Source organism: Formosa sp. L2A11 (assembly GCF_009796865.1).
In the GTDB taxonomy this organism is placed as follows: Bacteria; Bacteroidota; Bacteroidia; order Flavobacteriales; family Flavobacteriaceae; genus Formosa.
This window is the reverse complement of sequence record NZ_CP047028.1, coordinates 2,607,554-2,619,827: the sequence shown is the minus strand read 5'-3', so window position 1 is coordinate 2,619,827 and position 12,274 is coordinate 2,607,554. Positions and strand designations below refer to the sequence as shown.

The 12,274-nt window shown below is 32.3% G+C and carries 11 protein-coding genes and 1 pseudogene; 2 read left to right on the top strand and 10 right to left on the bottom strand.

What is annotated here, in order from left to right; all coding sequences use genetic code 11:
* Positions 1 to 6: 6 nt before the first annotated feature.
* The 5 genes from GQR95_RS11425 to ribB all read right to left on the bottom strand — a co-directional run bounded on the left by GQR95_RS11425 (position 7) and on the right by ribB (position 4,134).
* Positions 7 to 1,338: a TolC family protein gene (locus GQR95_RS11425; RefSeq protein ID WP_159023280.1), complete on the bottom strand. Its 1,332-nt coding sequence runs from the start codon at positions 1,336 to 1,338 to the stop codon at positions 7 to 9.
* Positions 1,339 to 1,627: 289 nt separating this feature from the next.
* On the bottom strand, positions 1,628 to 2,422 hold the full coding sequence (locus GQR95_RS11420) for an SDR family NAD(P)-dependent oxidoreductase (RefSeq protein WP_159023279.1): 795 nt from the start codon (positions 2,420 to 2,422) through the stop codon (positions 1,628 to 1,630).
* Positions 2,423 to 2,460: 38 nt separating this feature from the next.
* Positions 2,461 to 2,754, bottom strand: coding sequence for a putative quinol monooxygenase (locus GQR95_RS11415; RefSeq protein WP_159023278.1), 294 nt, complete (start codon positions 2,752 to 2,754; stop codon positions 2,461 to 2,463).
* A gap of 141 nt (positions 2,755 to 2,895) precedes the next feature.
* A complete protein-coding gene (locus tag GQR95_RS11410) occupies positions 2,896 to 3,471 on the bottom strand; it encodes a Crp/Fnr family transcriptional regulator (RefSeq protein ID WP_159023277.1) in 576 nt (191 codons plus the stop codon).
* Positions 3,472 to 4,134 carry a 3,4-dihydroxy-2-butanone-4-phosphate synthase gene (ribB, locus tag GQR95_RS11405; protein ID WP_159023276.1) on the bottom strand — a complete coding sequence of 221 codons (663 nt, stop codon included), beginning with the start codon at positions 4,132 to 4,134 and terminating at the stop codon, positions 3,472 to 3,474.
* A gap of 441 nt (positions 4,135 to 4,575) precedes the next feature.
* Between ribB and GQR95_RS11400 the strand changes: the two genes are divergently transcribed.
* Positions 4,576 to 5,340 carry a tyrosine-type recombinase/integrase gene (locus GQR95_RS11400; RefSeq protein ID WP_159021492.1) on the top strand — a complete coding sequence of 255 codons (765 nt, stop codon included), beginning with the start codon at positions 4,576 to 4,578 and terminating at the stop codon, positions 5,338 to 5,340.
* Positions 5,340 to 6,478, top strand: a pseudogene (locus GQR95_RS11395) (IS91 family transposase). The gene GQR95_RS11400 and the pseudogene GQR95_RS11395 overlap by 1 nt, the downstream one beginning before the upstream one ends.
* A 300-nt stretch (positions 6,479 to 6,778) precedes the next feature.
* Here the strand turns inward: GQR95_RS11395 and GQR95_RS11390 are convergent.
* From GQR95_RS11390 to GQR95_RS16620, 5 genes are all read right to left on the bottom strand, one after another.
* A complete protein-coding gene (locus tag GQR95_RS11390) occupies positions 6,779 to 7,546 on the bottom strand; it encodes a hypothetical protein (protein WP_159023275.1) in 768 nt (255 codons plus the stop codon).
* Positions 7,547 to 7,758: 212 nt separating this feature from the next.
* Positions 7,759 to 8,208, bottom strand: a complete 450-nt coding sequence (locus GQR95_RS11385) for a KTSC domain-containing protein (protein WP_159023274.1) — start codon at positions 8,206 to 8,208, stop codon at positions 7,759 to 7,761.
* A gap of 562 nt (positions 8,209 to 8,770) precedes the next feature.
* A complete protein-coding gene (locus GQR95_RS11380; protein ID WP_159023273.1) occupies positions 8,771 to 10,084 on the bottom strand; it encodes a DEAD/DEAH box helicase in 1,314 nt (437 codons plus the stop codon).
* A 5-nt stretch (positions 10,085 to 10,089) separates the two neighbouring features.
* Entirely contained in the window at positions 10,090 to 11,430 is a 1,341-nt protein-coding gene (locus GQR95_RS11375) for a DEAD/DEAH box helicase (RefSeq protein ID WP_159023272.1), read from the bottom strand.
* Positions 11,431 to 11,769: 339 nt separating this feature from the next.
* Positions 11,770 to 12,009: a hypothetical protein gene (locus GQR95_RS16620; protein WP_199269589.1), complete on the bottom strand. Its 240-nt coding sequence runs from the start codon at positions 12,007 to 12,009 to the stop codon at positions 11,770 to 11,772.
* Positions 12,010 to 12,274: the final 265 nt, after the last annotated feature.

Below are 12,274 nucleotides of genomic sequence, written 5' to 3'. Positions count from 1 at the left end.
GTTGTTTTATAGTTTAATGTCGTTTCCTTGATAAAATTGAAGTAATTGGAGATATAAAATGTTTAAGTATTTAGCTTGAATATAATTTTGCTGTGCTGCCGTAAATGTGTTTTGATTGATAATTAAATCTGTTGTACTTAGCGCTCCCAACTCATATTTAATTTTTGCTAAATTATAAGACTGTAATGCAGCTTCTTGAGAGGCTTTGGCTGCAATAATTTGTTCTTGAGCCGATAGTGCGTTTTGGTAAGCTGTTTCTACTTTTTTATAAATGTCTTTCTCTGTAGCTTGTTTTTCAATTTCTGAACGCTCAATATTTATTTCTGCCGTTTTTACAGCTGCTTTAGTTTCATTTCTATTGAAAATTGGTACAGACAAACTCAAACCAATACTTTGATTAAAGTTAACATCTAACTGTCTAGAAAAATTAATATCAGAAATACTTGTATATCCAGAACCTACACTTCCTACTAAAGATAATGTTGGTAAATATGCGCCTTTAGCAATGTCTAAATCTTTTTCTTTAATAGTAATATCTAAGTCGCTTGCACTTACCTCTGGTAATACTTTTAACGCTTTATAATAGATACTCATTTTATCCATTTCTAGATTAACCAATTCCATATTATCGTCTATAACCTCAACTTCCAAAGTGTCTTCTGGTCTTAATTCTAATAATTGTTTAAGCGCGATAATATATTGCTGGTAATCGTTTTTAGCTGTAATTACACTGTATTTATTTGTTGCTGCCTGCGATTGTGCTTCTGTATAATCATTCAAAGCAATAGAACCAGCATCTAAACGTGCTTTTGCTCGTGCGACTTCTTTTTCTGAAGCTTCTAAGTTATTTTGAGCAATTGCAATGCCTTCTTTAGAATATAATAACTGAAGATAATTTTCTAGAATGCTAACAATAATGTCATTCTTTGCTTCCTCTACTAAAAACGAATTCTGATTAACAAGTAATTTATTCTGTTTAATTTGATTAGAAATCTGACCACCTTCAAACAGCGTCATAGAACTAGAAAGCCCTAAATTAGTTGAGTAAATCTGATCGGTTACATAATCGCTTGTAATAGGATCGATTGAATTACCGTTAGAAAAATTTTGAGATGCACTACCAAATAGGTTTGGTAATCTAGACGATTTAGCCTTGTCGTAAGCAACTTCAGAAATATTTTTATTTAAATCTGCATCTTTAACAGTGATGTTATTTTCTATAGCATAAACGATACAATCTTCCAAAGACCATATTTTAGGTTTGCTAATAGTATCGTTTGTTTGTGCAGATGCTATTACCACACTAAAAAAGCATAATAAGTGTAAAACTATTTTCATTATTTTGAATGTGTTATTAATTTACACTCCAAAATTGATACTTTACTCTTATTATATAGAACACAATAGAAGTTTGCCATTTTTCACTATACAAAACAGCCTTTTTTATCGATGAGTTTTTTTTGTTTTTATTAAACTTATAGACATAAAAAAAAGCCCTAGACATAATCTAAGACTTAATTTTATGATAAAATTGAAGAACACAGGAATAAAACACCGTTTTATTTTAAGACGCTTTGTTCCGTGTTTTTAATTATTTTGCTATATAAATAATACTTTTAGTTTCTAATTATAAAACTGATTTTATAAGTCCACCTTCTACACGAATAGAAGCTCCATTAGTTGCAGATGCTAACGGACTAGAATAATAAACAACCGTATTGGCAACTTCCTCTACAGCTGCAAAACGACTAATAAGCGACGTTGGGCGCTGCGTTTTAAAGAACTCTGCTTCTACTTCGTTTATAGTTTTGTTTTCAGATTTTGCTAAATCATCAATAAACTGGCCTACACCTTTAGATTTTGTTGGTCCTGGCAAAATAGAATTAACCGTTACATTTGTCCCTTTAGTTAACTCGGCCAAGCCTCTACTAACTCCTAATTGTGCTGTCTTTGTCATCCCGTAATGAATCATTTCTTCTGGAATAAACACAGCAGATTCACTTGATATAAAAATTACGCGACCCCAATTTTTTGCTAGCATTTTAGGAAAATAATGTCTTGACAGACGAATACCGCTCATCACATTTACTTCAAAAAAACGAAGCCAATCGGCATCACTAATAGCTTCAAAAGCCTTAGGTTCAAAAATTCCAGCATTGTTTATTAAAATATCTACTTCTGGTAATTTTTCTAGTAAAGCATCTATCTCTTCTACTTTAGAAAAATCGGCAGAAATTCCAGATACTTGCGCATCTTTTATAGTTGTTTTTAATTTATTAACAGCTAAATCTACACGGTCTTGATTTCTACCATTAATAACCACAGTTGCTCCTTCTGTTAAAAAACGCTCTGCAGTTGCGTATCCGATTCCTGCTGTAGAACCACTTATAAATACGACTTTATCTTTTAATTTTAAATCCATATTATACTTGTTTTAATAACATGCTCTTAACTCTATGTCTAAGAAATCATGGTCATTTTATTCACTGTAAATTCACTTAGCATACCTTCTGTTTTCTCCATAAAAGCTTTAAAATGCGCAGTGTTTAAATGTAAATCTAGAGCTGCTTCGTCCTTCCAATTTTCATAAACCACAAAGCTATTCTTGTCTGTGTTATCCTGAAGTAAATTATAGTTTATACAGCCTTTATCGGGTCTAGAAGCTTTTACAAGATGTAGAAGTGCGTCTTTTACAAATTCAGTGTGTTCTGCTTTCGCTGAAATTTTAGCGATTATTGAAAGTTGATTTTTCATTATATACTGTTTTTTGAAATACAAAGATAAAAGGATAAACGCACTTAAAGGCCATATATCTAAAAGGATTAATGTGCCAAGAGAAAGAAATGGCTAGTGTTAGCTTTTAGTGCTTTTTTGTACAATTTATAATTGGTAAAATTAGATTTTAGACTTTATCCTGCTTAATGTTTCTTGTGATATATTTATATAAGAAGCCACTATTTTATTAGGTATACGTTTAACAATATTGGGATTAATTTTAAATAATTGATTATATCTTTCTGAAGCATTTAAAGTAGTGAAAGATGTTAGCCTTTTTGAATTATTTACATATGCTTTTTCTAAATAAACACTATAAAAATCCTTCCATTTAGGAATAATTTTTATAAGATGTCTAAAGTCTTCGTGAGTAATGTAAAGAAGTTCGCTATCTTCAATAACTTGAATTGTTTCTTGGGCAGGTTCTTTCGTAATAAAACTAACAAGTTCTGTAGCAAATTGATTTTCGAATGCAATATAACGCGTAACGTCTTTTCCATTATCATCAATAAAAAACAACCTTAAACACCCTTTATTTACAAAATAGCTAACTTGACTAATATTTCCAGTAGGAAGTAAAATCTCGTTTTTATGTTTTTTTATAATTTTAAAATAAGACAAAATAATTTTTAAGTCTTCATCTCCAATTTCAACGTTTTTTTTAATAAAATTAATGAGCTCTGTATAGTCTGTCATTTATTTAAAGTCTCTAACAAATTTACGATAATGAATAATATCTTCTATAGACACGACCATTAAATCGTGTTCGTTTGCAAATTTTGAAATCGTGTCTATTCTTGCCATAGTTCCGTCGGCGTTCATTAATTCACAAAGAACAGCTTCTGGTTTTAAGCCTGCTAATTTCATTAAATCAATACTTCCTTCAGTATGTCCTTTTCTATCTAGAACACCATTATTTCTACCTCTTAAAGGAAAAATATGCCCAGGTTTTGCTAAATCTTGGCTCTTAGCATTTTCATTAGACGCAACTTGTATTGTTGTTAATCTATCTTTGGCAGAAACGCCAGTAGTTACTCCTTCTTTTGCTTCTATAGAAACGGTAAAAGGCGTTTGAAAACTACTTGTGTTTACCTCTACCATATACGGTAAATTAAGTGAATCTGCTTTTTCATTAGTTAAACAAAGACAAACAATACCACTACAATTTCTAATCATAAGTGCCATATCTTTAAGAGTCATATTATGTGCAGAGAACACCAAATCTCCTTCATTTTCTCTGTTTTTATCATCTATTAATATAACTCCTTTTCCATTCTGAAGATGTACAAATGCTTTTTCTAAGAGTTCTTGACTATTGTGACTTAATTTCTCTAATGTATTTAATTGTGTAGATACCATTTTAATTATTTTATATGCAAAAATAAAGTTGTATTACATCAAACTATTTGATCTAAGTCAAATAATTCATTTTTTAGAGTATTCTTTCACTTCACTATATTTATCAGACTAACTATTAGTCTAAAAATTTGCTAACACATAAAAATAAAGAGATTGCGTATTGTTTAAGTAATAAATTACATACTATGTTGAACGAATCCTCCCTATCGGTCGGAAGCCCTCCTGACTGATTCAGAATAAGTTGGTTCTTTTGTAAAAGTAATAGATTTATTAACTTATGGGTAAATTTTAAATCTATTATTATGTTTAAAAAAAAGTAAAACCATTGCTGAACGCGCCTTTTCAGATGTAAAGGATTTCAGTCATCTTCAAACCAAACTCGAACAGAGTTTCTCTATTAATGGCAAAGCCAAAAGCACTTTAAACAACTATCTCCGGTGCTTGGCACACTTAGCTTTGCATTACAACCGAAGTCCTGAAAAACTATCGGTAGAACACGTTCAGAACTATCTTTACCACTGCCAAAAACTTCACAAAACACCTTCCGAGAGTTTCTTTAAACACACCATTTTCGGACTCAGAGCAGCCTACAAAGTGATGGGCATGGAAGCCAAACGTGTAGCGCTTCCTCAAATTAAAAGAGATATTAAACTACCATGTGTTCTAAATAAAGAGGAAGTTAAGCGCCTTTTAAAAGCGCCTAAATATCTTAAGCATCGTTTGATAATAGGTATGCTTTACGGTTGTGGACTGCGTAGCTACGAACTCTGCGCTGTTAAATTATCTGATCTCGATTTTGAGCGTAAAACCGTGTTTATTCCTAAGAAAAAAGGAAAAATAGATCGCTATGTGCCTTTGAGTCCGCTTCTGATTAGGGGATTAAAAAAATACATCACAACAGAAAACCCTCAGGGACATCTTTTTAATAGCCAAGTTTCTAAAGCTGGAGAATCACGCGGATTAACCACCAACGGTATACGCTGGATTATTAAAGAAAACAGAAGTAAAATAGGGAGTTCTAAACAGATAACTGCCCATACTTTACGGCACACGTTTGCTACACATTTATTAGAGTATGGTGTTGATATCGTCAGTTTAAAGGAACTTCTTGGACATGCACATATCGAGATGACACTCACGTATCTTCATGTTGCCAATTTGCCTAGTGGTTCCAAATTTTCTCCCTTGGATAAACTTTACGATTAATGTTTTGTAAACATAAAGTAGCTGACATTTTAGAAATGGAACAGCTACAGCTCAAAACATTGAGTCTGACCTCTTGGCATTACCGTGGGTTACAAGCCATAAGAAGGTGTCGCACCAAAGCTATGGGTGGCCATATTGATAAATGCGATTGTTGCCAAGCCTTACACATTAGTTATAACAGTTGCAGAAATAGACATTGCCCAACATGCCAGGGACACAAACGTGAACAGTGGATAAAAGCCAGAGAAGGCGAACTATTAAATGTGCCTTATTTTCATATCGTTTTTACGCTTCCAAGTGAGTTTAATACCTACGCTCTGAGTCATGGTAAAGTAATTTATAGCAGTTTGTTTAGAACCGCATGGCAAACCCTGCAACAGTTTGGAGACAACCCCAAACACTTGGGCGCTAAACTGGGTATGATTGCTATACTTCATACCTGGGGACAAAACATGAGCCTACATCCGCACTTGCATTGTATTGTTCCTGGCGGTGGATGGCGTAAATCAGGGACATGGAAAAGTGCAAAAAATAAAGGTAAATATCTATTCAATGTAAAATCTATGAGCAAGGTGTTTAAGGCTAAATTTATCTCTGAACTTAGGAAAAGTGAAGTAAAAATCCCAAAGAAAGTTTATAATACAGTGTACAGTAAAAAATGGGTGATCTATGCGAAACAATCTTTTAGAAGTCCAAAATATGTTATTGAATATCTAGGCAGATACACGCATAAAATTGCAATAAGTAACCATCGTATTATTGCTGTAGATCGTGAAAATAAAACGGTGACTTTTACCGCGAAAGATTACCGGCACCAAGCTAAAAAGATAAAGTTGACTTTGTCCAGTGAAGAATTTGTTAGACGCTTTGCTTTGCATATTTTACCCAAGGCTTTACACGCATACGGCATTACGGTATTTTAAGCAGCAGCTGGAAAAAAGAGAAATTACCGAGACTACAAGCCGAACTGGCTTGTAAAAAGATAGTGAGTATTAAAACAGTCGAACCTGTTTTACACCGTCGTTGTCCCGTTTGTAAAAAAGGAAAACTACATACCATACTACTATTTAACGATCGTGGTCCTCCCGAAAATTGGAGGGTATTATTAAGAGATAAAAAATTAAATAGGGTCAATTAAAAAAAACAATCTGCAAGCGCGGACAGACCTCTCAATGGCTAAACTTAAAATTTAAGCCATTATAAAGTGAAATTATATTAAGTGTTACCGAAAAAAGAAACAATCTCTTCCAAATAAAGACTAATCAGCGTAGTTTAAACATGTAAACTACAATCGATTACCAAAGCATCCTTCCCTAAACACATCGTTTTCCCCATAAGAGACATCTTCTGCCGACTTCGTCAACACAATATTCAGCTCTGGCCTATCGGCGAGCCGAATACTTAGTTATTGTGTGTAGTTTTTAATTTGTTAATGAATCTATTGTTTTTCTATTATTTCAATGATTTTATGTATGTCTTGATGGATTTCGTTACTATTTTTAATGATTGGTGATAATTCTTGAGGTTCAATTGGAACTGTGTTTTGTTTATGATTGAATGGATTAAACAAACCCAGAATTCCAAAAATTATAGCTAATGAAATTCCAATCCAAGTTGCAATTTGGCTACGTTTATATCTCAAATCTTCTTTTGACATATATTTGTTTCTAACAAATTCTTTTAATTCTTCTGAAACAAATAATAATCCCATACAGTTTTCAGTCACTTGATTGTAAATCAATTTTTGAAGTCCAACACCCTCAAATATTATTTCAGAATCAGAATCTAAAATCAGATGAGCTTGTTTTGTGTCAATATAATCCCCATTCTCATTTAGAATTATATTTTGCGTCGATTGTTCAATTTTCGGATTGTTAAAATCTTTTCTCATTATATGTAGTTCAGACTTACCTACATCTTCGTTAGGAATTATATTTATAAAACGCTCTTCTTTTAGAAAACTAATTAATGATAAGAATTCCATAAATTCCATCATAATGCTTTTTCTTTTCTCGAGGTCGTCAAAATGAACTTTAGGAATATATAAGATCACTTCTTCACGTTTTGGGAAGAGAAAAAGTGCAGAATTAGTCAAATCTTTAAAATACTTATGCTGTAAATGGAAGCTAAATAATTCCAACTTGTCATTGGATATATTATACAACATCTTTAAAACTTCCTTTTCTCTTTCGTTGAATGTTCTCATTTTTTATATTAGCCACAACTAGTTATATACAAACAAAAGTCTCTTTTTGTAAGTACTATTATCGGAATAAACTAATGTTTACTTTGTGTTTTACAATTTACATATTATACTATTAAAGATATAGATTCAACTAAAAAAAATTACCCATAAAAAAAGCACGAACCTCAATTGAGGTTCGTGCTTTTATATTCTACAATATGTATAAAATCTGCTTATTGAGCAGACTCAACAATACGTTTAGATTTTCTGTATGTGTATTTAGGAAAAATGTTACGTTTTGCAAAACGAGTCACTTTATCACTATTAATCATTTTTATATAAACAGGTTTTGTTATTCCAAAATATTCGTAAGTCGAACCATCTACAAAAGTAACTTCAAGAACTAAACTGTTCCATTGAAAATCTGCAACACCAGAATTAATAGTTTCGTTATACACATCTTTATTAGCTTCTCTGGTTTCAGGAGCTATACTTACAAGAAAGTGGTAACCATCTGTAATTTTACGTGTTTTTTCTTCAGCTTCTTCCACTAACGGATCTCCTGCTTGAAATTTGTCTGGATGCCATTCTTTAGCAAGGCTACGATATTGCTTTTTTAAAGTCTTTAAATCTGCATTTTTATCAACTTCAAAAAGTTTTCTGTATTCCGTTATGCGTTTCATATTCAATTATTTTTTGAAGCGGCAAAAGTACATCTTAATATTTTAGTATGCATCATCTTTTTAAAATAAAAAACAACTAATAATCAGCATGTTATATTAATGTTATGTTATGATTAGATTTTACGCTTGTTAATGGGTGTTGGGTTTTATGTATTGGTATTTAGTGATGAGAGCACATATTCATAGTGCGTTTGATACTGAAATTGAAAAGCGTATTTAGATAAAATAAATATGTTTTTATGTTAAACACTAGAATATCAATGGTCATCGAGCGGAGTCGAGATATACTTAAAAAAGCTTTCGACTCCGCTCAAGCACCCTAATATTATGAATAATTATGTTAAACACTAGAATATTAATGGTCATCGAGCAGAGTCGAGATACACTTAAAAAGACTTTCGACTCCACTCAAGCACCCTAATATTATGAATACTTATGCTGTTTGTGTACTACTGAAATCGAAGATTCAACGGAGTTAATCAAATTCTGTATGACTTAATCTTACCGTCACCCTGAATTTAGTTCAGGGTCTAAGCATAATTACGTTAAACTACAATATAACTTACAAAACATAAATACGTACTTTTTTCTTTTTAAGTCGTGAATTGTTTAAGGTTGCAACCAAACTATCTGCAATACTTTTAGGCACAGCCACAAAAGCACAATCTTGTTTAAGCTCTATAGCACCTAATTGATCTTTTTTTAAGCCACCTTGTTTAAAAAACAATCCTGCAATATCTCCTTTAGAAATTTTATCTTTTCTACCTCCAGAAATAAATAAGGTCTCCCAAAATTGAGGTTTAAAGGTTACTTTTTTAGAAATATCTATAGGCTTTGTTTTCTCTATAAATTCAGGTAATTGCTCCTGATTCGATCTTAAAACATAAGCGGTTCCTTTAGCATTTACACGTGCTGTTCTTCCGTTTCTGTGTGTAAACTCTTCTTTTGCATGAGGTAATTCGTAATGAATAATAAAGTCCAATTCTGGAATATCTATACCACGAGCCGCCAAATCTGTAGCCAATAATACCTGACTGGTTCCATTTCTAAACGTAATTAATGCACGCTCACGGTCTTTTTGTTCCATACCTCCAGAAAAACAAGAATGACTGATTCTCTTTTTTCTAAGCGCTTCACTTACATTTTCAATACTATCTCTTAAATTACAAAAAACGATACCTTGCTTATGCCCAATATGTAATAGTAAATCTATAAGCGTTTGCTCTTTATCTTGAGTTGGAGACACTACCGTTTTAATAGATAATTTTGAAGCCACTTTAGCATCTAAAAAGTCTAAAACTACAGGCTGATGTAGCTTTACAAAATTAGGAATATTAACACCCTGTGTTGCAGAGGTTAATACACGTCTGTTAAGATTTGGTAATTGATTTAAAATACCACGCATTTCTTCTTCAAAACCTTGTTCTAAAGATTTATCAAATTCATCTAAGATTAAATTTAAAATAGAGTCTCTAGAAAAACGATTCGCACTAAAATGGTCTAAAATACGTCCTGGCGTTCCTATAAGAATAGCAGGTGTATGTTTAATTTCAATTTTATCTTTAGACATTGGGCGACCACCATATACGGCATTCACCTTAAAGCCGGTTCCCATCTCGCGAACGACTTGTTCTATTTGTATTGCTAACTCGCGTGTTGGTACAACAATTAATGCCTGAATATCATCTACTTCTGGATCTAGCATTTTAATTATAGGTAATAAAAATGCTAAGGTTTTCCCTGTTCCTGTTGGAGAGAGTATCACTGTATTTGTTGCATTTTCAATAGCTAAAAGCGCTTGTTCCTGCATAGGATTTAACGCTTTGATATTCAGTTTATTTAAAATATCCTGCTGTTCTTTTAAAAAATTTGCCATCGAAATTATTTATTTTTCTTCTTTTTAGAAGCTATTTCTTTTGAAACTACTCCTGCATGTTCTGTAATATATTGTGCTAAAATTTTATCTACAAGTTCATCTTTAGTTAAATGATGAAATGTAGTGTGTATTTTATTTCTAAAGGTTTCAGACACATCGCGATTAGGCTTTGTTTTAAAAATTTTGTTTGCCCAAATTAAAGCATTGCTTTCCTCTAAAGTTTGTGCATCTGCTTTCTTTAATTCAGAAAACGTAATCCCTAATTCATTTTCAAAATCTGCAATATCTTGCACTTCTTCTTCTTGTAGAATAGTTAAAGATAAGCCCTTTGCTCCTGCTCTAGCCGTTCTTCCGCTTCGGTGTACATACGTATCGTAAACGTCTGGTAAATGGTAATTAATTACAAAGGCAACATCTTTTACATCAATACCACGTGCTGCTAAATCTGTAGCCACTAAAAGATCTATATAGCCTTCTCTAAATTGCCCCATAACACGATCGCGAATCCCTTGTGTTAGACTTCCATGAATGGCGCCGGATGAGAATTTATTTATTGCTAAATTTTTAGCTAACTTATTTACCGCTGCTTTTGTTTTACAAAAAATAATTCCGCGTTGTCCTTCTTTCGATTTTAAGAAATGAAGCAACACTTCTAACTTCTCTATAGGTTCTACAACTATATATTGATGATCGATTCCCTGATGACCAACAGTATCCATGTCTGCTTCTACCTGAACCACATGTTTAGACATATAATTCTGAATAAGCTGCTTTATGGTTCCTGGCATAGTTGCTGTAAACAATAAAGTACGGCGCGATTTAGGTATTTCCGTAATAATAAGATCTAAATCTTCTTTAAGTGCGCTTACCATTTCGTCTGCTTCGTCTAAAACAAAATACGAAATATGTTTAATATCAATAGCATTACGCTTAACCAAATCTACCAAACGTCCTGGTGTTGCAATAACAATTTGCGTAGGTGTTTTTAAACGCTCTATTTGAGGTTTTATAGGAATACCTCCGCATACAGAAGCTATAGAAATTTCTGGGCTATGTGATGCTAAAGCTGTTAAATTAGCAAATATTTGCTGACCCAATTCTCGTGTTGGCGCTAATATTAAGACTTGAATGTTAGAATTTTCAGTATCTATTAATTGTAATAAAGGCAAACCGAAAGCTGCTGTTTTACCAGTTCCTGTTTTAGCCAAAGCAACAACATCTTTAGTGTCGTTTAAGATTAAAGGAATGGTTTTAGTTTGAATATCTGTGGGTACAGTAATCTTTAAATCGGATAAACTTTGAAGCAAAGCTTCTTGGATTCCTAATTTAGAAAAGGATTTTGACATATTGTAATTTTCTGCAAAGATAACTACACTTTTCTCGGGAATGGTTGCTATTTTAATTTATTCGGATTTCAGGGTCTTAATATCTGCTATTAACTGCTTTACAGCGGTTTGATTTAAGCCATTATAAATCTCGCGAATGTGCTTTTGTTTATCTATAAGTACAAAGTTTTCTGTGTGCAGAAAATTATCGTTTGTTTTTGTAAGTCCTAAATCTTCTTCAATAAAATAAGATGTTCTTCCTAACTTATAAATTTCTGAACAATCTCCTGTTAGTAAATGCCATTTTTTGCCATCTACATGGTGTTGTGTTATAACGCATAAGCTTTTAATACAGGTACACTATCGCGTACTGGTGTAGCAGATTAACGAAAAATCGGGTATGTTATGAAAATTTTTCAAAGCCGTATCGTTAGCCTGAAACCAAGACGGCATAAAACTGGCATCTTGATAATAAGGTAGTCTGTTTGTGTTTTGAGCAACACCATCTATAGATTTTTGTTTTTGTTTACATGTAAATAACACACTGCATACAAGTAACATTACTATTTTAAAACGATACAATTTTATCTTATTACTCATTTTATAAATTGTTTAGATTACGAGTTAAACTAATAAAGGACTCGTTTTAAAGTAAACAAGTCCTTATTTTTGCTATGAGCTGAACTCTGTACTTAGGGATTACAAAGCGCATATTGTTATTTTGCTTTTTATTCTATTAATTAGAATTCAAACATAATATTCTATTTTATATTACGAAAGTCTTTATATATTGTGTAACATTTGTAGTTTTCAATGACTCCCCTTACCTTTTAAGTGAATTCAATAATACTTTAAGTAAACAGCT